19 protein-coding genes are annotated in these 22092 nt (G+C 50.6%); 5 read left to right on the top strand and 14 right to left on the bottom strand.

The genetic code is table 11. The features are described 5' to 3' along the window. The first annotated feature begins 56 nt into the window (after positions 1-56). Together Q4491_RS02195 and Q4491_RS02190 are read left to right on the top strand one after the other, a co-directional pair. Complete coding sequence (locus Q4491_RS02195; protein WP_192017501.1) at positions 57-557, top strand: MarR family winged helix-turn-helix transcriptional regulator; 501 nt, start codon at positions 57-59, stop codon at positions 555-557. Between the two features lie 134 nt (positions 558-691). Then, positions 692-1552, top strand: coding sequence for a LysR family transcriptional regulator (locus Q4491_RS02190; protein WP_192017502.1), 861 nt, complete (start codon positions 692-694; stop codon positions 1550-1552). On the opposite strand, the gene Q4491_RS02185 is transcribed toward Q4491_RS02190, so the two are convergent. Continuing rightward, positions 1497-2267 (bottom strand): TSUP family transporter, encoded by a 771-nt coding sequence (locus Q4491_RS02185; RefSeq protein ID WP_303453984.1) that lies wholly within the window; start codon positions 2265-2267, stop codon positions 1497-1499. The two genes, Q4491_RS02190 and Q4491_RS02185, sit on opposite strands and share 56 nt — an antisense overlap. Before the next feature lie 244 nt (positions 2268-2511). Between Q4491_RS02185 and Q4491_RS02180 the strand changes: the two genes are divergently transcribed. Then, positions 2512-2634, top strand: coding sequence for a hypothetical protein (locus Q4491_RS02180; protein ID WP_269093539.1), 123 nt, complete (start codon positions 2512-2514; stop codon positions 2632-2634). A 70-nt stretch (positions 2635-2704) separates the two neighbouring features. Here Q4491_RS02180 and Q4491_RS02175 read toward each other — a convergent pair whose 3' ends face one another. The 8 genes from Q4491_RS02175 to cmoM form a co-directional block, all read right to left on the bottom strand. Then, entirely contained in the window at positions 2705-3550 is an 846-nt protein-coding gene (locus Q4491_RS02175) for a PEP-CTERM sorting domain-containing protein (RefSeq protein WP_218383192.1), read from the bottom strand. Positions 3551-3684: 134 nt separating this feature from the next. Next, positions 3685-4131, bottom strand: a complete 447-nt coding sequence (locus tag Q4491_RS02170; RefSeq protein ID WP_192017505.1) for a globin — start codon at positions 4129-4131, stop codon at positions 3685-3687. 176 nt (positions 4132-4307) lie between these two features. Then, positions 4308-5132 carry a tetratricopeptide repeat protein gene (locus Q4491_RS02165; protein ID WP_218383187.1) on the bottom strand — a complete coding sequence of 275 codons (825 nt, stop codon included), beginning with the start codon at positions 5130-5132 and terminating at the stop codon, positions 4308-4310. A 315-nt stretch (positions 5133-5447) separates the two neighbouring features. After that, positions 5448-6488, bottom strand: coding sequence for a hypothetical protein (locus tag Q4491_RS02160; RefSeq protein ID WP_192017507.1), 1041 nt, complete (start codon positions 6486-6488; stop codon positions 5448-5450). 360 nt (positions 6489-6848) lie between these two features. Beyond that, the gene (mukB, locus tag Q4491_RS02155) at positions 6849-11309 is read right to left on the bottom strand and encodes a chromosome partition protein MukB (RefSeq protein ID WP_303453966.1); all 4461 of its coding nucleotides are present in this window, start codon (positions 11307-11309) and stop codon (positions 6849-6851) included. Beyond that, positions 11309-12037, bottom strand: a complete 729-nt coding sequence (mukE, locus tag Q4491_RS02150) for a chromosome partition protein MukE (protein WP_027253292.1) — start codon at positions 12035-12037, stop codon at positions 11309-11311. Before mukE ends, mukB begins: the two co-directional genes overlap by 1 nt. Further along, complete coding sequence (mukF, locus tag Q4491_RS02145) at positions 12018-13346, bottom strand: chromosome partition protein MukF (RefSeq protein WP_303453960.1); 1329 nt, start codon at positions 13344-13346, stop codon at positions 12018-12020. The genes mukE and mukF overlap by 20 nt, the downstream gene beginning before the upstream one ends. A 50-nt stretch (positions 13347-13396) precedes the next feature. Further along, complete coding sequence (gene cmoM, locus Q4491_RS02140) at positions 13397-14191, bottom strand: tRNA uridine 5-oxyacetic acid(34) methyltransferase CmoM (RefSeq protein ID WP_303453957.1); 795 nt, start codon at positions 14189-14191, stop codon at positions 13397-13399. 117 nt (positions 14192-14308) lie between these two features. Here cmoM and elyC point away from each other — a divergent pair, with 117 nt between their 5' ends. Together elyC and Q4491_RS02130 are read left to right on the top strand one after the other, a co-directional pair. Beyond that, complete coding sequence (gene elyC / locus Q4491_RS02135) at positions 14309-15121, top strand: envelope biogenesis factor ElyC (RefSeq protein WP_192017512.1); 813 nt, start codon at positions 14309-14311, stop codon at positions 15119-15121. A gap of 237 nt (positions 15122-15358) precedes the next feature. After that, a complete protein-coding gene (locus Q4491_RS02130) occupies positions 15359-16747 on the top strand; it encodes an L-cystine transporter (protein ID WP_192017513.1) in 1389 nt (462 codons plus the stop codon). An 89-nt stretch (positions 16748-16836) separates the two neighbouring features. Here Q4491_RS02130 and Q4491_RS02125 read toward each other — a convergent pair whose 3' ends face one another. From Q4491_RS02125 to msbA, 5 genes are all read right to left on the bottom strand, one after another. After that, on the bottom strand, positions 16837-18144 hold the full coding sequence (locus Q4491_RS02125; protein ID WP_303453950.1) for a serine hydrolase: 1308 nt from the start codon (positions 18142-18144) through the stop codon (positions 16837-16839). A gap of 236 nt (positions 18145-18380) precedes the next feature. Beyond that, positions 18381-19127, bottom strand: a complete 747-nt coding sequence (gene kdsB, locus Q4491_RS02120; RefSeq protein WP_303453947.1) for a 3-deoxy-manno-octulosonate cytidylyltransferase — start codon at positions 19125-19127, stop codon at positions 18381-18383. After that, a complete protein-coding gene (locus Q4491_RS02115; RefSeq protein WP_027253299.1) occupies positions 19127-19306 on the bottom strand; it encodes a Trm112 family protein in 180 nt (59 codons plus the stop codon). Before Q4491_RS02115 ends, kdsB begins: the two co-directional genes overlap by 1 nt. Continuing rightward, positions 19287-20300: a tetraacyldisaccharide 4'-kinase gene (lpxK, locus tag Q4491_RS02110; protein WP_303453944.1), complete on the bottom strand. Its 1014-nt coding sequence runs from the start codon at positions 20298-20300 to the stop codon at positions 19287-19289. Before lpxK ends, Q4491_RS02115 begins: the two co-directional genes overlap by 20 nt. Before the next feature lie 14 nt (positions 20301-20314). Beyond that, the gene (gene msbA / locus Q4491_RS02105; protein WP_192017517.1) at positions 20315-22072 is read right to left on the bottom strand and encodes a lipid A ABC transporter ATP-binding protein/permease MsbA; all 1758 of its coding nucleotides are present in this window, start codon (positions 22070-22072) and stop codon (positions 20315-20317) included. Positions 22073-22092 lie beyond the last annotated feature (20 nt).

Here is a 22092-nt window from a genome sequence, read left to right as displayed (position 1 = left end):
ATCACGCAACAATCCATCGCCTGATGTTCCGTGCGGCAACAAGGTGGGAGAGCAACATGGACAAACATGAAGAAGTCCTCATCGCCCTGCGACAAATAATCCGAGCGATCGACCTGCATTCAAGACAACTGAACAAATCAACCGGTCTGACCGGACCGCAATTGGTACTCATGAAAGCCATACGCGATTCAGGTGAAGTGACTATTCGCCAGCTTTCCAGCAACACCAATATGAGTCAGGCAACAGCAACAACGATTCTTGACCGATTGGAAAAACGTGGCCTTGTCATCAGGGAAAGAAGCAAGCTGGATAAACGAAAAGTACATGCGCATCTCACCGCGGAAGGCTTGGCTAATCTGGATAAAGCCCCGCTGCCTTTGCAGGAAAGTTTTGTTTCCCGTTTTCAGCAGTTAGACGAGTGGGAACAGTCGCTGCTGCTATCGTCGGTACAGCGCATTTCTTCCATGATGAATGCCGAACATCTGGATGTGGCACCTATGCTGGAAGTAGGCAGTATTACGCAGACGCATCCCGACGATACCTCAGGCCACCACTAAGCTTCCTTTCTGATAAACCGCCGGACAGTTTACTGGCGGTTTATCTGTTATTTTCCCGCTCGACCATCGCCTCCCCCCGCTGGCTTTGCTATCATCGATTCCAACTATTCATCAATAATGCACCAGGAGCTATTGTGCTGCTTGAAGGTGTGGAAACATTACTGGTACTTGCAAAAGAAGGCACCATGAGCCGTGCCGGCAGCCGTTTATACATCAGCCAGAGTGCTGTCAGTAAACGTATCGCCAGGCTTGAACAACGGTTAGGCAAAAAGCTGATTGTGCCTGATGGCCGGAATATCAAGTTAACCCCGGATGCGCAGGCATTAGTGGCGCAGGTCGGCCCCGGTTTCAATGAATTGAAAGGCCAGATCTTCGATCAACAGGCCATCCGGGATCATAGCCCGGTTATTCTGGCCTGTTCTGAAACCCTGGTCGCTGGTTATCTTGCCGCCTTAATGGGAAGCTTTCTGAAAGACGACCCTCATATAGTGCTCAATACCCACCATACTCCCGTTATTGTAGAGAGAGTACAGGCCGGTGATGCAACCGTCGGGTTTTGTGCCGGTCACCTGCCCGCCCATCACGGACTTCAGGCAAGGCATCTATTCGATGAGCCTTTTACTGTGGTGTTCAATCAGCCGCTGGATGAGGCACCAGAGTGCCTGCTGACCAATGATCTCAGCAATCCTGCCAATGCCTATCAGGCGGGATTATTGCAGCAGGCGGGGATCCGCCCTTTGATGGAAATGGACTCTTACACCGCAGCCGCCAAACTGGCACTGGGCGGAGCAGCCCCTGCACTGGTGCCGCTTTCTGTGGTGAAAACACTGGCAATCAAAGAACAGCATTGCCAGCATTTTGCGTTTCTTGATGGCTTTGCCCGGCCCATTTATCTTTGCTACCGACAACACAGCTACCGCTCAGAACGTGTTAAGCACCTTATTGAAACCATTGCGGATTTTGTTCCCACAGCAGCTTTACTGCCATCAGCATAGACATGATCACCACCATAGGACGAATTAACTTTCGTCCGTTACTGACCACAATTTTGGCACCGATCCTGGCACCGATGAATCCACCTAACGCCATCACCAGGCCAATCTCCCATACCGGCAGCCCTGCCATGATAAAGAACATCAGTGCGGCAATGTTGGAAGTGAAATTCAGCACTTTGGTACGGGCTGTCGCTTCCACTATGCCCAGACCGGCTAAAGTGACAAAGCAAATGGTAAACAATGAGCCGGTTCCCGGCCCGAAAAAACCATCATAAAAACCAATGCTGGTGCCGACAGTAAAGGCAAAAAGACCGTCAGAAATCTTAGCTTTACCGCCATGTATACTGGCCTGGGGCGCAAACAGAAAATACAGAGAAATAACAATCAGCAAAGCAGGAATCATAGTCGTCAGCAACCCTGCATCAATCACTTGCACCAATTCCGCACCCACGGCTGAACCGACAAAAGTACAGATTATTGCCAGCACCATTTGCCGGAGATCGACCAGGCCGTTACGCACAAAATAATAGGTAGCCGAAAAACTGCCAAAGGAGCTTTGCAGTTTATTGGTTGCCAGAGCCTGTGTTGGCGGCACGCCGGCTGCCAATAACGCAGGCACGGTCAGCAACCCGCCGCCACCCGCAATAGCATCAATAAAAGCAGCCAGACCGGCCACAAAGAATAAAATAGCGAGAATGTCTAAAGAGATGTCCATACTTCTTCCTGAAAACGATGGGGACCTGTACCCATAGACCGGAAAAATTAGCATCACTCAGAACCCGTTAACAGCGAAAGCTGAGATATCAATTCATTCTCTAATGGAATCAATCAAGCACTAAGACGACTTGAGTGCCTGTCCGTCTTTGGCGGCCGGTTTTGGGGCAGCCGGTTTTGGGCGACCGGTTTGGCCGTCCGGCGCTGGCGTAACAGATCTACACTTAACATGGAGGTAGAAGCGTATGTATATCGAGATTCAGCGCTCTGAGCTCAGTGCCGGTTTGTCACAAGCAGGAAACTTACAGGAATGGGTAGATGCTGCTATTCAGGCGCTGGAGGACTTACTGAAGTCCCCGCAAGATTAACTGAAAGGATCAGAATCATGAAAAAAGGGAGTGAACACTCCCTTTCCGGCTTATGGTTTTATGACATCGTTCATGATTGCGTAATGCGCCGTCTGCGTTGGCTTCTTAATAGCCCTAATAAGCCAAGGCCAAGTAATGCCAAGCTACCCGGCTCTGATACGGGCGTTGGCGGATCGCCACCATCCGGATCAAATGCCACCTGGTCATGTGCCCACTCTTCAAAGCCTGAATCAAACTCAGAGAAGCTGGAGTAGAGAACGAAATTGTTCTGACCGGCGGGAATATTGGCAAAGTAATTCTCATTGATTAAGAACACTAAATCCGTCGCACCGCTACCTGGGCCGTTGTTATTCTTGCTGGTATCCAAACGCACAGAGTTATCCTGAAAAGCACCATTGTCATCCCAGTCCAGACTCCAGAGCAAAGTACTATTCTGCAAGTTCGCAATATCATCCACATTCTGGCTGGCAACACTTGTTGAGAACAGCATCAGGTTAGTGAGCACGATTTCATTATTATTACCGGTTTCATTAGCATCGAGAATAAAGGCATAGAAACCATCCAGTGACTGCAATTCAGAGAAGGTGACATCACGGGTAAAATTACCCGACGGGTGCTGATCCATCATATAAGGATCAGTGGTGCTGGTATTAAAACCTTCCTGGATACCGTTTCCATCCCCATTGCTGTTCCCATTCCCGTTACCGTTTCCGCTTTCCTGAACACGAAGAAATGATCCCAGATTACCCGACCCGGCCCCGGTTTGCTGATAAACAGCCACATAGCTGTCACCTTGGTTGCCCATCGTCAATACTGCCTGATCCACACCCGGTGCCGCTAAATTGATTTCAGCAGCATTGACTGAAGTGCCAAAACAGCACAATGCCGTCAATGTTAACCCATTCAATAACTTCATGCCTTGCTCTCCAATCTACAACATGAGTAACTAGGCTATGCAAGCAGCAAGCCACCTTATAATGCTTTGTTTTTATTTACAAAAATAAGGTGAACAAAGAGAGGGTGTAAAAGAAATCGACAGCCAGCCCTTTGCTATTCAGAGGCCTTTCGCGTCATTTCAGCCGACAAGGTTAACTGCACCATAACATACCGCTTAAACACTTCACTCAGGGGCTGAGTATCCAGTGCCTGTTGCATACAGCGAAGCCATGCTGCTTTCTCGGCGCTGTTCAGGCGAACCCGCCGCTGATTGGTATTCAGGTAACGCCGACCATTCGATTTAGTGTACAGCGGCACTTCACCCCGTATCCAAGTCAGCAGAAAAGTCGCCAGCGTTTCACGAAAATCAGTGAGATCGTCCGGATACTTGGCGCGAATTACAGCCAGTTCGGGTTGCGTTTCCATACACTGACAAAATGCATCGGCCAGTTTACGAATACCCGCGTCGCCACCTGCAGCATTCAACCGGTTGTTTCCAGATGAGAAATCCAGAATGTCACCGCTTACAATATCGGATATATCACGTTCGGGAGGTATCACAACAGCGCCCATTACAAAAAACACAGCTATGTATTAATTATCGGCAAAATACTGCCAGTTGAGGTAAAAATCTGTATTCGAAATGGGACAAAAGAAAGCCTTCACAACACTGTGAAGGCTTTAATGCATAACAGGAGAAGAAATAACCGTTCAGGTGTTGTTATGCGAAATGGGTATTACAATGAAGCGCTGTAAATCGTCTGGTTTTGCTGATATAGCCTTAAGCGCTGAGTAAACTTCGCAATGCGTTGCGCTTCTGCGTCCTGCTCCAATTTATCAAGGGCGATTTCCTGCGCTCTGACAGCCTGATTAAATTGACCGCAGGCTGCATAAGCGGCAGCGAGATTGTCATAATCACCCGCATCTGCCTCTGACTTTTTGACTAACTGTTTAGCCAGCTTCAGCGCTAAGTGGCCGTCGCGTGCTTTTTCATCTGAGCAGGTTGCGTATAACCAGACCAGATTACGCTTTGAATCCAGTGAGCCGCCATTCGACGCCTGAGTAAACCAGTGAATAGCTTTACCGCAGTTCACCTCGCCTGCAGCGCCGGAAGCATAATAATTGCCCAGCTCGACCATGGCAGGGATATCACCTTCATTGGCCGCCTTGCTGTACCAGTTGATTGCCAGCTCATTATTCTGCGGCAGCAACTGGCCTTTTTTGAACAGATCGCCGATCATCGTTTTCACTTCAGGCATATCTACCGCGGCTTTTTCCAGCCAGTAAAGCCCTTTCAGTGGATCGGCCTCAATGCCGCTATTCCCTTCCAGATATGCCCGGCCCAGAAAAAGCTGCATATTCTTATCACCCGCTTCCGCTTCTAGCTCCACGTATTTAAGTGTCGATTTCAGGTGATTAGTCGGCTTTGTGGTCACAGATGCCTGAACCGGATGTATACCATACGCCATCACAGCAACACCAAATACTGAACTGAGTGCAATTTGTTTTAGTAGTGTGAGTCCATTCAACGCCGGTGAAAGCAATTTGCCACTGAAAGTCATAGTTGTTTCTCTTTGGTTCCTGTACACGCAATGGAAAGAACTTTAATGAATGGAAGGTCAAAAAACAACCAGACCTATCTGGGCAATCGCGACTAAAAACATCGACATTGTTTATAAACAGGACGGGAATCAAAGAGTTGTTCTGAACACACTAAGATTATTTTTGCGCAAAAATGAGATATTGATCTTGTGTAAAAAGCTAAAATTACGCATTTTCAGCATTATCGACTAGTTGTTCAGCAGAAATTCAAGCTTGTGACAAAAAGAAACCGGTCGAACAAAGTCGACCGGTTGTGTTTACATCAACCCGATAACTCAGTAGATGTCATAGTTACCGTCTGCGTTATCTGTCACTTCAACATCGTAGTTGCCGTAACCGGAGAATTCGGGAATAGCATCATCGACATCACACATGATTTCGAAGTCATAGTATCCTTTCGGAATACTTGCCATACCGTAAGAATAGCCCCCGTTATCATCCTCACTTGCAGTGGTCACATAATCAGGATCACCTGAGCTTGGGCCATCGGAGTGAGATTTAAACAGATAAATCAGTTTCAGGCTGTCCTGCACGCAAGCCGAGTCCAGAATATCACCCACGACATCGATAGCATCCAGTTTATTCACCAGCCACATCCCTTTACCTGACAGCCCGTAAGCACCGTTATCCTGTATGTTAAAGGCACTATAAGGGTCAATCATCATGGAATAGGTTTGTGGGTAACCATACTTATCTTTCAGGTTAAAGCCCGCAAATTCCAGCTTACCGCCCAGATCAATTTTCTTGTAGTCACCATCATATTCCTGAACATAGGAATAAGGGCTACCGGTATTGATATCAATATCGCCATCAAGATCAACATCATAACCACCACCGTAACTACCCTGGTCGTTAATATTCAGAGTCACACTGACATAATCATCAACCGGCAGACCCACGCCTTTGAGCAGATAAGCCAAATCATTGCTCATATGCAGTAAATCAATCAGCACCATGCCTTCTGGCAGCGCATCATTGATAATTTCTGATGGTGGCACACAATCTGGATCCGACTTCAGCGCCTGTTCAATCACTTCATTGGTGTATTCAATAATATTACCGGCACTGCCTTTGATTTCCAGGCCCGTAATGGCCAGACACACTTTACGTGGACCATCATAACCGTCTCCAGGACTACCAGGGCCACCGGGATCACCAGGATCCGTACCCGGGTTTTCAGGTACTTCAATTGTGACGGGTACTTCCTGCTGACCATCTGAATCTAATGGTGTATTCGCAGCATTATCCGCACTGTCTGAATCACTACAACCCGCCACTGCCATCATGGCGAGCATTAATAGAATTATACTTTTCATGTCATCACCCCTACGACAAAACTTATTCATTCGTTATTCACTATTCACTCAACCCGACCGCCACGCCTGAAACATGCATTGAGTGGTTAGTCAGATGGCCGACTCCAACACTAAAATTCTAGGCACTCTATCGAGCCCCAAAGCGCTATCGACTGTGACACTAACGATTGAGAAACAGGTCTTAGGAACAAGACAAAACTGACCGCATGATGATGCAAAACAGGATAAAAAGAGGCGAAGTGATCGCTCAGACAACGCTTGATACAAAAGCCCTCAAGTCAGAGGGCTGGAGAGAACAGGAAAAAGATAGGACAAAAAAACCAGCATGTTTCCACGCTGGTTTTCGTTTTTCGTCAGGTTTTAGGCCGGGTCTAACTCGAGTTGCCTGCCCGGTTCCGGCTCACCTTTCGGTTCCTGACCAAAACCACGCAAACCCACCACATGCACGTGTTCCCGATCTTTAAAGATCTTGCGCACAAGCTTGTAGGTGGTGCCTTTCTCCGGGCTGATATTCTCTGGCGCAGCAATCAACAGCTGCATGTCCAGACGATCACACAGCTCGAACAGAGTTGCGATAGACTTGGCATCCAGTCGCGCTGCCTCATCCAGGAACAGCAGACGACATGGAATAATATCTTTACCGCGCAGACGACGGGCTTCTTCTTCCCAGCTCTGCACAACCATCAGCAAGATAGCCTGACCTGTACCAATGGCCTCACCGGTTGACAAAGCGCCCGATTCGGCCTGCAACCAGCCATCTGTACCACGGTTCACTTCAATGCTGAGCTCCAGATAGTTCCGGTAGTCCAGCAACTCTTCACCCAGAGTTTGTGGTGAACGCTGACCCATATCAATATGCGGATTCAGTCGCTGGAACAGCTTGGCAATGGCTTCAGAGAAAGTCAGACGGTTATTGCCGAACAAATCCTGATGCTGATCCTGCTGATCAGCAAGACCCGTCAGCAGAGATTCATGGGTTTCGCGCACGTTAACATTCAGACGCACCCCTTTCACCTGACCGAAACTGATGTTCTGCAGACCCTGGTTCAGCATCTTAATGCGGTTTTGCTCGCGCATAATGGTCTTGCGGATGATATTCGCCACACTGTCTGAGCTGATAGCCAGACGCTTTTCACGTGCTGTCAGCTCTTCTGTCAGACGAGCCAGCTCAACTTCCATCTCTTCGATGGCCTCAACCGGATCGTCGGTACGGATAATATCGTGGCGGATACGCTCACGCAGATGCTGGTACACAGCAATGTAGAACAATACTTTTCGCTCCGGACGTGATACGTCTTCAGAAGCACGCAGTGCATCACGCAGCGTTTCATTATCGGCCACGGCCAGACGCAGTGCGCCCAGGGCTTTATCTGACAATGAGCGCAGTTCGTCGGCCGTCATGTAGGCCATTTCGCGGCGATGCAGACGGCGTTCAACATCACTTTCTCGAGCCAGTCGCAGCACGGCACACCAGCCCGCTTTGGTGTTCACCACCAGGGTGCGTAAGTCGATATAATCTTTTTCTACCTTGCGCAGACGCTTCACCAGATTACGCATTTCCATATCCAGTGACGTGGTGGCTTTTTCCAGCTCGCTGCGACGGTTACGGGAACTGTGCAGACGCTCATGCAACTCATCACGACGCAGGCGTGCACGTTCTTCCGCTTCTAGATCAGCGCGGACACCCAGTTCCTGCAGCTCGCGTTCAAATTCCTGTACGGTTTCCTGCTTGGCCTGGTGTGAACTTTTCAGCGACGCCAGCAACTGGTTGTACTGGTTGCTCTGAGTCTGCGCCTGTTTCAGGCTCTCACGGTGGCGGGCACGTTCGCGTTCCGCCGTTTCCAGTTTGGTTTTCAGCTGCTCGTTGAGCTCAGAGCTCTTGCTCAGCAGCTCAACCGCATCGGCATAGCCAAAGTGGTGGCGACGTTCAACCAAATCAGCCAGTGCAAAAATCTGGCTTTTCAGGGTCTGAAGGGCCTGATCCGCATCCTGATACTCAGCCTGCATGGCATCAAACCGCTCAGGATCGGTATCCAGTGCCGACACCAGACCTTCCAGCTCTTCCAGTGCTTTGCCGTGACGTTCAAGGTAATGACGTGCTTCGTCAATCTGGGAAAGCTGCTGCTCCACCTCTTCAAGGCGGGCGGCGATCGTCTCATCTTCTAACAAGGCCACGACCGGCTGCAGTTTGGATAACAGCGATAAACCTTCACGTGCAGCGGTGAGCTGGCTGCGCTGCTGCTGCTCGGTGGCTTCGGTGTCATTCAACTGACGCTGAATCTGATTACGTTTTTCACGCGCGATACGAATTGCTTCTTCCGGATCGGCATCGAAAGCGACCGCCAGATGGCTGGCGACGAAGGCATTGAAGCTCTGGTACAAACGCTGAAGTTTCTGCGCATCAAAAGATGCCTTGGCGTGATCCTCAACAATCTGATCACGCTCTTCGCGCAGAATCGCCAGACGCTGCTCGCGGGCGGCCCGGCCAAACAGTGGCACTTTCGGGAATCGGGAATAACGCAACTGCTGCTGATTGAGCTGAACGCACACTGCGCCTTCCAGTTCGTCAACAACAAAGCTGCTGTCGTCAAACGAGTCCGCTTCGCCTTCGATGATATACAGATCGTCCGGGCAGTCATCCAGCCCTGAGAGTTTCTCGCGGACTGACTGAAGATCCTGTACCACGATGGCATGGCGTGCAGGACCGTACATGGCACTGAAGTACGGCGCATCATCAATCGTGATGTCGTCATAAATCTCAGACAGTAAGGTACCGCCCAGCACATCGGCAATCACACGCAAACGGGAATCATCGCTGCCGCCCGGCAAGGCCAGACGTTCGATTTCATGTTCTACATTTTGCTTGCGCACTGCCAGCTTGTCTCTGGCATGAATGGCGTCACGCTCAGACTCCAGCGTCTGGTGCATGGCCGTCATCACCGCCTGGCTGTCATAAAGATCCTGGCCAGATTGTTCTGCCAGTTTTTCCAGCGCATCACTGGCAGCAATCCAGGTCGGTGCTTTGCCTTCCTGCAGGCTGATGTCTTTCGCCAGCTGCTGTTCCTGGCGGCGCAGTTCACTGCGTTTTTCCACCAGATCAGACTGATTCTGCTCCAGGCTCTCTAAGGTTGCTTCGTGACGGGCCTGCTCTTCAGCCAGCGCCCGTTCGCCATCAACCTCAACGGCAAAACGCTTAGCGTAAGTATCTGCCAGTTCCTGGGCCTGACGCTGGTGACGCATGCTGCGCTCCAGATCGCGATACTGAGCACTCAGCTGTTCACTGCGCTGAGCAATCATCCGCAATTCACGGCCTGTCGCCAGTAATTCACGGGCTTTTTTACCTGCCGATGCACGATCAACAGCACCGGCAATGGTCACCACCAGCTGCAGACCACGCTCAAATTGCTGCGCCGCGGCTGCAGACATATCCAGCTTATGTTTGAGTGCCAGCAATGCCGTGGTTTTACTGTCTTGCTGCTGTTTCAGGCTGGACAGCCGTTCAGCGGCATTCTCCTGATCCAGCGTGTCATCTGCCGAAATCTGACGGGCCTTTTCCAGCGCCTGAACGGCTTGCTGGTACTGTAAGGCGCGGGTTTGCTGTGCATCCAATGCCTGCTGATAATCAGCCAGCTGAGATTTCAGGCTGTCGACCTCGTCTTCACTGAGCATGGCCTGTTCTTCCGCCAGTGCCAGTTGCTCAGCCGCTTCTTCGACAATCATGACCTGCTCTTCCAGACGCTCAGTCAGCTCAAGAAGATCATCACGGTAACGCTCTATTTTTTCCTGCTGGCGAACGGCCGTCTGAACCAATTGTAAGTGATCCGATGCCGCCTGATGATCCTGCTCCAGCGCACTCTCGTTGTCTTTCAGCTCGTCGAGCTCCTGCGACATGTTGCCGAACACCTGCTGTTGATCGATCAGCGTCTGGCGTGAACCCAGTAATTCGCGACGCAGACCAAGTGTCTGTTCCAGCTTGATACGGCGCTCGTTGGCATGACGCATGTAGTCGGCAGCCACATAATTGGTCGCTTCAGTGATCAGGTGTTTAAACAGATCACGATCGCTCTGGGTCACTTTGATCGCTTCGAGCGTCATGCGGTTTTCACGCAGCGCCGCTTCCATATCCTGGAAGGCTTTCTTCACGCCAGAGTTATGCGGCAACAGGTAATCACGCAGCGAGCGTGTAATAGCACTGGAAATACCGCCATACAGCGACGCTTCGATTAAACGGTAGAACTTAGACCTGTCGGTACTGTTACGCAGCTTCTTCGGCAAAACACCGAATTCAAACATCTGCGTGTGGTAGTCCGTAACAGAAGAAAAAGTTTTAAACTGCACACCTTCGTACTGAGACACAGCGTCTTTCACTTCATTGATCTGACGCACTCGTGCCTGGTTCTCAGACAGGGTTTCCACCAGAATATCCGTTGGTTTCACCGCTGACGGTAAGCCTTGGATCAGGAAAGGTTTGATGTCGACTTTCTTGTCCCGGCCGGCAACCTGCTGCAGTTTCACCGCAAAAATAATGCGCTGGTTCTTGGAGTTGACGATATCGAGCGCAGAATAACAGGCGCCTGGCTTGAGCTTGCCGTGTAATCCCTTATCACGGGACGCATTGGAACTTCCCGCTTCTGTGGTATTACGAAAGTGCAGCAGGCTCTGATCAGGGATCAAAGATGTGATAAACGCAGCCATGGTGGTGGATTTACCCGCACCATTACCGCCGGAAAGTGTGGTGACCAGTTGGTCAATATCAAATGTCCGGGCAAAGAAGCCGTTCCAGTTAACCATGGTCAGAGATTGGTACTTACCGCGCTCCATCAGGCGTGTTCCTCTTGCTCGGTTTCTTCATCACTTGCAGTGTCGTTCGGTTGCTCTGCCTCAATCAAACTGGATTGAGTCGGCAATTGCTGGTGCACTATGGCTTCGCCGTCACGGATCAGGCGAAGCTGAGCTTCCCGGATATCATCACTGTTACGCACATCTGCACCAAAGCGGAATACCGCTTCACTGATGCGGAATTTACCGCTGTCGCCCAGCATGATCACCATGCCCAGACGGCGCATACGGCGCAGGGAAGTTTTCACTTTATCGAACAGTTTTTCACGATCCAGATCAGAGCCTGACGCCCGGTTGGTCACCAGCTTCATGAGTTTCTTTTCGTCGGCCAGCGACAAAAGCTCATCAAACAATTCCTGATTGGTAAATATCCCCTCATGAGCCAGACGTTCAGGGCTCAGGTACAGGAAGCACAATACTTTTCCTACCAGCATATCCAGCTCAGACAGCACAGAGCGGCCAATCAGCGAGGTGGAGCGGGGACGCAGATAGAAGAAGCCTTCAGGGGCTCTGACCAGTTCAGCGTTATAGCGCTTATAAAACAGCATCAGGTCCTGCTCAAACTCCAGCAAAAAGGCGTGATTATCCAAATCTTCGCTGGAAACATGGCGGCCCGAACGCAATGCATTATCCAATGCCGGGAACAAGGGGTTGGCAATGGCTTTGGCCAGATTCTCTGGCATAAATTCTTCAATATTTGTCAATGACATTGGCTTGTACCTTGGCTCCGTAGTCGTTGATCAGTTCCCAATCAGGCTGAATCGCACTGAAATCCGACTCGGAATAACCGAGCCTCACGGCCTGATCGACAATAATACGAGCTAAATCAAAATGTTGTGCATGGGAATGCTGGCTCAGATATTCCCGGATCAAGGCGCCCAGATTAATGGCGGCGCCCTGAGATTTATGAATATCCAGCATTTCAGCAATTCTTTCACTGAGCTGATCATTGACCTGGCTCAGTTCTTCAAATTCAACCGTTTCCGGCACTATGCCTGTTACTTCATCGTCACGCAGGACCAGTTCTTCATCACGCATGTCCAGCAGGCGATCAGCATCGGCGTAAGTGAGCTGCCATGGTGCGTCGAAAAACTCGGCGACCGACTGGCGCAAACGCTGGCTGAAGGCACGGTTTTTGTCCATATCAATGGCGGTACGGATAAACTTATGCACATGGCGGTCGTAGCCGATCCACAAGTCTATTGCCTGCTGACCCCAGTTAATGATCCGGTCCAGTTTTGCCTGCAGCGAGTACACCATGCCTTCGACATATTCCAGATCCAGATCCGAGGTTGTGCTTACTGCATCCTGAATGGCAAGCAGCTGGGTTTGCAGCTGATCACCGGCTGCTTGCAGAGTATCCTGAAGCTCGCGCAGCGTACTGGAGGTTTCATTAAGCAGGCTTTCACAGTTGGTAATGGCCGCACGCCAGTCCTGATTCAGCAGTTCAGCAATGTCTTCTTTCACCTGCTGCTGCTGCTCATCCATGGTGCGCTGGTTCAGATCGATACGATCAAAAATCTCGGCCACTGAATATTTCAGTACCGCATAGACGTTGATCTTCCAGTGCTGTTCATTGCCGCCTTCATGGGCAGCGACCGCTGCTTTGGTCAGCTCATCGGCCACCATAGCCAACTGAATCGACAGCTTCATCGATGAGAACTCGCGATGACGGGCGTAGTAATCGGCAATACCCAGTGCCAACGGACTGAGCCGGTAAATACTGGCACCTTCTGTCATTTCACTGGTAAAACGGGAAATCAGACGCTGGCGCACCAGTTCGTTGATTGCGTTATTGGCGCGGAAAACCAGGGTGTCTTTCGACTGGTCAAACATATCGCTCACGATTTTGAACGCATCAACCAGTTCACCTTCCCCCAGTTCCTCATCCAGACGCTCGCCGCTCAACACGGCAATCGCCAATAAAAATGCCAGTCTTTCCGTTGGCAGGTTAAGGGCGAATTCATGTTGTTTCACCCAGGTCACCAGCTCAGGAACAGTCTGGGATTGGTCACTCATCCGTTGTCCTTATTTGTTAGATTTATTACTTGCAACCGGCTTTATGTTTCTTACTGCAACGGTTTCTGAGCGTATACATGGATATACCGCCCTAAAGATAAATACGGTTCCTGACGGCAGAGACGCTGCTCCATCGCCAGTAATTGTTCAAGACTGTAGTCACCCACCCTGTCGGTACGCATGTAATCATGAAAAGTCCGTACACCGGTTTTACCCAAAATGGTAAAACCGCCTTCCGTGAGCCATGCATACACCTCTTCCGGTGTCTGTGCCGACTGGGGCTGAAGCTTGAATCGTTTGCGGTGTGGCATCCCTTGTTCTACGTGGGTTAGATTACCGCAAATAAGGTTCTTAAACAGCAAGCCATTATGGTTATAAAACATGACGGACACTATCCCGCCCGGTTTCAGCTGCTTCATCAGGTGTTCGAGTACGGCACGCGGATCGCTCAGCCATTCCATTACCGCATGGAACAAAATCAAATCGACCGGCTCATCCAGGTATTGATCAACCTGCTGCACCGGACAATGTATGAGTCGATATTGCTCAAGCAGGCCATTTTTGGCAATTTCCACACCTGCCAGTTTCAGCATTTCTCCAGAAAGATCACATAAAGTGATGGTATGACCACGTTTCGCAATCAATTGCGATAACTGTCCCATTCCGCCGCCAGCATCCAGCACATGCAATAATGCGCCCGGCTCTGCTGATGTCGCGTCAAGGGTATGTAAAATCTGCTCCAAATCTTGCCATACGACAGTCTGACGGATCAGCCCTTTTGCTGTACCGTAGATGTTTTCTGAGAACTTTTGGGCTAAATCATCAAAATTTCGATCTCTGATCACGTCAGTTTTCGTTATGATAGTGGCCTAGTCAGATGCTTATTGTGTCACAAGCTTTAGAGTAATAAAGACTTGGAGCGCGTATTCAAGCTCAATTGCTGAAATTTCGGACGACCTGATATGTTTGAACTGAAAAAAATCTTGTCAGCTTTTTTGATGCCCCTTCCTTTGCTGCTGATCGTGGGCATCACAGGGTTGATGATACTCTGGTTTACCCGTCGCCATAAATTGGCCGGGTACATGCTGGCCGTCTCCTTATTGGGTATTTTCCTGGTTGCCTTTCAGCCTGTCTCGAGTAGCCTGCTGACCCCGTTAGAACGTCAGTATAAAGGCTATATTCCTTCCGGACAGCCGGTGGATTACATTATGGTGCTAGGTAACAGCCATGTAGTCGACAAAGATCTGCCTATCACCTCTGAGCTGTCACGCGCCTCGCTGATGCGCCTTGCTGAAGCCATACGTATCCATAATCTGTCACCCGGTTCCAAAATCATCCTGTCAGGCTATGACGGAGGCACTGAAATCAGTCAGGCCAGAATGATGGCAAAAGTGGCCATCGCATTAGGGGTGAATAAACTGGATATACTTTTGCTGGAAACCGCAAAAGATACCTGGGAAGAAGCCTTTCAGGCCGCTTCTGTGGTCGGCAAGCGCAACTTGGTTCTTGTGACTTCAGCCAGCCATATGCCGCGTGCCATCACCGAGTTCAGTCAGGCTGGCTTGAGCCCGATTCCTGCCCCGACAAATTATCTCGCCAGTGATGAAATCCACCAGCCCTGGCTAAAATACGCACCTAAAGCCCAGTATCTGGAACAAACAGAGCGATTCTGGCATGAAACGCTGGGTAAATGGTGGCAGAAATTGCGTGACATGGCCGACAGCGCCGCGCCCGTCAATGTCGTGCAGCCTGTCGCCAACAACACCGCCGCCTGAAACGCTTCAATACAACAGCCAGCTCATTGCTGGCTGTCACTGCACAATTATTCCCCTCCAATAGGTTACAGCTTAACCAATATTCCATTTGGTTTTAACATGTTCGATTTTTGAATAGTTAAAGTAATTAGGAAACATTCCTTAAACTCCGCTTAATCCCTATGATGCTGAAAACATTTTTTGACAGCTCTGCGCAACATGTTATGCAGGCTGGATACCTTATGAATAGAGAGAAGTATGTTTCTAATCGTGAACCTGGCGGTATTTGCGCTGCTGATTGCCTTTCTGGTGAAACAACAAAGCAGTGATCAAACCCTGTCTAAGCGTGTATTTACAGGTCTGGGACTGGGTGTCATTTTTGGTGCGGCGCTGCAGTTTTTTTACGGTGCCGGGCATGAAGCCATTGCAACCACACTCAAGTATGTCGGTATTGTCGGTTCAGGCTATGTCAGCCTGTTAAAAATGATTGTGATGCCTTTGATCATGGTGTCGATTATTGCCGCTATCGTGAAAGTGAAAAATGCTGGTTCACTGGGCAAAATTTCAGGCCTGAGCATTGGTATCCTGCTGGCAACCACAGCCGTATCTGCACTGATAGGTATTCTGGTCAGCAACATGTTTGGTCTGAGCGCTGAAGGCATTGTTCAGGGCGCGCGTGAAATTGCCCGAGGTGAAGCACTGCAGACCCGTCTGGCCTCGGTAGAGACGCTGTCTCTGGCTGACATGATTATTTCTTTCTTCCCGGGTAATCCGTTTGCCGATTTGGCAGGCAGCCGTCCAACCTCAACCATTGCAGTGGTGATCTTCTCCGCGTTCATCGGTGTCGCCAGCCTGACCGTTATCCGCACTCAGCCAGAACTGGGCAAGAGCCTGGAAACCTTTGTCAATGTAGCACAGGAAGTTGTCCGAACTCTGGTGCGCATGGTGCTGGCTCTGACACCGTATGGCGTACTGGCACTGATGACCAAAGTCGTTGCCGGTTCAAACTACAGCGATATTCTGAATCTGCTCAACTTCGTGGTGGCTTCCTACGTCGGCCTGGGGCTGATTCTGGTAATGCACCTGATTCTGGTAGCTGGTGTCGGTGTGAACCCGGTGCGTTTCCTGAAAAAAATCCTGCCGGTGCTGACTTTCGCCTTCACCTCACGTTCCAGCGCAGGCACCCTGCCACTGAACATTGAGACTCAGGTGAAAAAACTGGGTAACGGTGAAGCCGTTTCTAACTTCTCTGCCTCTTTCGGTGCCACCATGGGCCAGAACGGCTGTGCTGGTTTGTACCCGGCCATGCTGGCAGTGATGATTGCCCCGACCCTTGGCATTGACCCGCTGGATCCGGGCTTCATTATGACCTTGATTGCAATCGTTACTATCAGCTCATTCGGTATTGCCGGCGTGGGTGGCGGGGCAACGTTTGCCGCCATTATCGTTCTGTCTGCGCTGGATATGCCGGTGGCACTGGCTGGCCTGCTGATTTCCATTGAGCCTCTGATTGATATGGGCCGTACTGCGGTGAATGTCAGCGGTTCGATGACTGCCGGTACAGTGACATCCCGGGTATTGGGACAAGCAGACAACAGCATTTTCGACAGCGATGAAGAAATCAGTGGTGAGCGGGCCAACGCCTGATCCGCTAGCAATACGGATACACAAACAGCCCGGTCCTGACCGGGCTGTTTGCATTCAGGGTTATCACATGTTTACGTCATGCCCATTTTTCAAAACCTTTCCAGCGTTTTCATCATCTGATCAATCAGCGCGGCGCGCTTTCTGAAATCAACAAAAAAATTATTAATCAACAACACCAAGCCATCCCCTGTCTCCGGATCAACCATGACGCGAGATAGAATGCCCGGCCCACCGCCATCATGGCCCCAAAATGCCCCGTAACGGGAAGATTTGAATTGAAACCAGCCCAGCCCAAGCGTACTCCCCGTACGCGGATCATGGCGCTGAACCTGCCACATGCTATTCAGCGTTTCTCTTTTAAGCAGAGCAGGCGTCGTTTTATCCTGGGGCAAACAGGCACACATCAGGGTGACAAATGCGTTGGTGGAAGATCCTAATAACGCCGCAGCATTCAACGGTGAAAAATACTGACAATCATTAAAGGCAAAATAGGTTTTATGATCATCCGCTGTAACAGCCGTCCGGTCCAAATAGCCTCTGTCCTTCATCTGCTGGGTAAATACTGCCATGATTGGGGCTCTTGGGCTGTTTTTGGCCTCATAAGGCGTGATGATTTTTTGCTGATCCAATTCAGCCTTTTGCCAACCGATATCCTTCAAACCTAAGGGCGAAAAAATATGCTGCTGGGTATAGTCTTCAAATGAGAGGCGGCTCACCTGCTCAATCAAGCAGGCTGCGACCATGGTATTCAGGCTCGAATAACCTGCAATCACCCCAATGGGGTCTGGTGTTAATTGCGAAAAATCTCCAGGCTGATAAGGATCAAACGCCAAGGCCGGATCGTGTTGAGCGCCCCGCGGCGATAAATAAGTCGTCACCCAGGTTTTCAAATCAACCGAGTCCTGCTTGCAGAAAAAATCGGCCATGCTGTCAGGTGCCGATGTCATTTTCCGGGTCGACAGCGACGAACTGTGAGTCAGCAAGTGATAAGGAGTAATCGGTGTATCCGGAAAATGCGGATTGCGCAATGTGAACCCCAGGTAGTCACTGACATCATCATCCAGCCGGACCTGATTCTGCTCCACCAGCTGCATCAGCGCTATCCAGGTCACCAGCTTAGAGACAGATCCCAGTGTCGGCCAAATACTGTCCAGCGTTGCTGGCACTCTGTTTTCCAGGTTCTGGTAGCCAAACCCTCTGCCCCACACCACCTGACCATTTTTGATCAGAACCGCGCCGATAGATGCAGCCGGTAAATCGGTTAAAGCATCATTGAACATCTCATCCAAAGCCGCCTCCGGCGTTTGGGTATCATGGAGCCACCATGCGCCTGTGGTGCCCGCCACACCAGCAATCACAGCACTTTTCAGTAGACCTCTTCGTGAAATCTTTTGCATTATCAACCAGCCATTAACAGTGAAGAAGATTCAGAGATAGGACCCACCCGGAACACACGAGCGTTCAACCAGCCCCTCTTAAGCAACTGATTTTATAACTGATTGAAAGAAAAAGTCTGCGAAAGATATCACTGATGCGACCAGAACCATTAAATGCGGGGGGAGAGGAATCAGAATGGTGAATGAAAAAAACAGCCGGCCTCTTGGTCGGCTGTTTTCATGTCGAGTTATCCCACTTACTTAATCAGCAAACGGACTTTATCCAGATCTTCCGGGGTGTCTACCCCGGCCGGAGGCGGCTCAATGGCGACATCAACATGGATTTTCTCGCCGTGCCACAGCACACGCAGTTGCTCCAGCGACTCGATTTTCTCAAGCGTGCTGGGTTCCCAGCTGATGTAGGTATTGATGAAGCCCGCCCGGTAGGCATAGATTCCGATATGGCGCAGCAGGTTCTGATGGATCTCCTGCGGGCGCTTGGCAAAGTTATCGCGATCCCACGGAATGGAGGCCCGGCTGAAATACAGCGCGTAACCGTTTTTATCCATCACCACTTTGACGGCATTCGGGTTAAACACTTCATCAGCATGGTCAATTTCCACCGCCAGGGTGGCCATAGGGGCGTCACTGCGAGCCAGATTGTCCGCCACCTGACGAATGATACTTGGCGGGATCATCGGCTCATCGCCCTGAACATTCACCACTATCTCGTCAGCAGCCAGCTGGTACTTTTCGACCACTTCCGCCAGGCGCTCAGTGCCGGATTCATGATCCGCCCGCGTGAGACACGCCTCGCCGCCAAAGCTTGTCACCACTTCTGCGATGCGCTGATCATCCGTCGCGACAATGACCTGTCTGGCACCGGCTTTACTCGCTTGTTCGTACACCCACTGAATCATCGGTTTCCCGGCGATATCGGCCAGCGGTTTGCCGGGCAAACGGGAGGATTGATAACGGGCCGGAATAATGACAGTGAATGCCATTACATCACCTCATCGGCACTCAAAGTGCGCGCTTCCGGCTCCAGCAGAACTGGAATGCCGTCATTTATCGGATAAGCCAGGCGATCAAATTTACAAATCAGTTCATTATTGTCTTTATCAAAGTGCAGTTTGCCTTTGCATACCGGACAAGCAACGATCTCAAGCAGACGGTGATCCATATTCTTCCTTCACTTCTATAATTTTGTTCAGTAATTCGATTGACTGAGGCTCTGAAAGTTTGGCATCAACAGGCAGATACCACCAATTTTGCCGGGCAAATGCCTGACACTTCACCGCATCTTTTTCAGTCATCACCAGGTGTTCGCCTTGCTCTGCCAGCGCTTCCAGTTCACTGGCCTCAAAAGCCTGATGATCCGGGAAAGCCTGACAATGAACCGGGGACACTCCCAGCGCATTTAATGTGGCAAAAAAGCGTGGCGGATGACCGATTCCGGCGATGGCCACGACCTTTTGCAGGCTGTCTGGTGCACGGCGTTCACCCGTCAGCAAATTCACCAGCTCACCGGGCTGCAGTTGCATGGCAATTTCATTGTGGTGGGCTTCGCCACCATTGCAGATCAGAAAGTCGACCTCGTTCAATCGGTCACAGCGCTCGCGCAGTGGCCCCATAGGGATCAACTGCGCATTGCCGAAACGGCGTTTACCATCGATGACGACAATCTCAATGTCTCTGGCGAGCGCGTAATGCTGAAGGCCGTCATCGGTGATAATGACATCGACGTCCTTTTCCAGCACTTTCACCGCTTCCGCCCTGTTTGGTGCAACTACAACAGGGGCACAGGTGCGACGGGCAATTAACACCGGCTCATCACCTGCTTCAGCCGTTGTTGTGCTCTCGCTCAGGCGCAGCGGGTAATGATCCGATTTGCCGCCATAACCCCGGGACACCACGCCCACTGTCAAACCTTGCGCCTGAAGTTGTTCCACCAGCCAGATAACGACCGGCGTTTTACCGTTTCCGCCTGCGGTAATATTGCCGACGACGACCACAGGCACGCGGGCACGGTATGCCACTTTTTTACCGGATTGGTAGCTGAGTCGGCGCCGGCGGCTAATCCAGCCAAATAGCTTGCTTAATGGCCAGAAGACAGGTGCCAGCGCCCACCCTGCCGGGTGGCGCTCAAACCAGATTTTTTCAATCAGATTTGTCATGAGACCCGCTCTGCTTATTCGCCAAACTGAATTCGGTGCAACTGCGCATAGGCGCCGTCTTTTTCCAGCAGCGCGGCATGGACACCGCGTTCAATGATTTCACCTTCGTCCACCACCAGAATTTCATCGGCATTTTCAATGGTCGACAAACGGTGAGCAATCACCAGCACAGTTTTGTCTTTCTGCAACTCATCCAATGCTGCCTGAATGGCGCGCTCAGATTCTGTGTCCAGCGCCGATGTGGCTTCATCCAGTATCAGCACTGGCGCATCACGCAACAGGGCACGGGCAATGGCGATACGCTGACGCTGACCACCGGATAAACTGACCCCGTTTTCGCCGATAACCGTGTCCAGCCCCTGATCCATACCTTGGATAAAATCCATGGCGTAAGCAAGTTCAGCGGCTTTCTCTATATCTTTCCTGCTGTATTTATCATCACTGGCATAGGCGATATTGTTGGCAATGGTGTCGTTAAACAGGTGCACGTTTTGCGACACAATCGCCACCTGATCGCGCAGGTTTGCCAGTTTATAATCATGGATGTCACGCCCATCTATGCTAATCAGGCCAGAATCTATGTCATAGAAACGGGTTAGCAGATTAGCAATCGTACTTTTACCCGAGCCTGAACGGCCAACCAGAGCCAGTGTTTTACCCGCCGGTAAGTCAAAACTGACATTGCGCAGTGCGGGAGTATCTTTTGTCGGATAAGTGAAAGTGACGTCATTAAAGGCCACATCCCCTTTCACGCGCTGCGTTTCGTAAGTACCGTGATCTTTTTCGGTTTCCAGCTCCAGGATGCCGAAAAGCGTCTGGCACGCCGCCATGCCACGCTGGAACTGAGAGGTGACATTGGTCAGCGCTTTCAGTGGCCGCATCATGCCGAACATGGCACCAAAGATCAGGGCAAAAGTACCGGGAGTCAGTTCACTGCGAAGACTTTCGGTATTGGCCAGGATCAGCACAGCAACCAGCGCCATTGACGCAATAAGCTGAATAACAGGGTTGGCAATGGCCTGAGCCGACACCAGCTTCATGGTCTGCTGACGCATGCGATTGCTGACTTGCTCGAAACGGTTTTTCTCAACCTGCTGGCCGCCATAGCTCAATACCACTTTGTGCCCTTTCAGCATCTGCTCGGCCGATGAGGTCACAGAACCCATGGTGTCCTGCATATTTTTAGAAATGAGGCGGAAACGCTTTGAGACCACACGAATACTGACAGCCACCACCGGGGCAATCACCAGCAAAATGGCAGACAGTTGCCAGCTGTTCCAGAACATCATCCCCATCAGCGCAATAATGGTCGCGCCTTCACGAACCAGGCTGACCAGCGCACCACTGGTTGCGGAGGCAACCTGCTCAGTGTCATAGGTAATTCGGGATAAGAGTGCGCCGGATGATTCTTTGTCAAAAAAACTGACCGGCATCGTCATGAAGTGGTTAAACACCTGCCGGCGCATATTCATCACAACATTGCCGGAGACCCAGGACAGACAGTAAGTGGAAACAAAGCCACTCAAGCCACGAACCAGCATCAACCCCAGAAGATAAAAAGGCATCTTGGCCAGAAAATTGGAGTCCACACTGTTCAGACCGCCAAAGCTTTCATCCATCAGAGGTTTGATCATTGATAACATCAATGCATCACTGGCTGCATTAATGATCAGCGCGATAACGGCAGCAATCAAACCCGCCTTATATAAGCTGATTGACGGCCAGAGTCGTTTGAACGTATCCCAGGTGGATTGATCGTTAGCTTGTATCATGTAAAACCGATTGTTATCTG

The sequence above is a fragment of the Photobacterium sp. 2_MG-2023 genome, assembly GCF_030547675.1.
Lineage (GTDB): Bacteria > Pseudomonadota > Gammaproteobacteria > Enterobacterales > Vibrionaceae > Photobacterium > Photobacterium arenosum.
The sequence above is the reverse complement of the archived record's forward strand: the minus strand, read 5'-3'. Positions and strand labels throughout refer to the sequence as shown.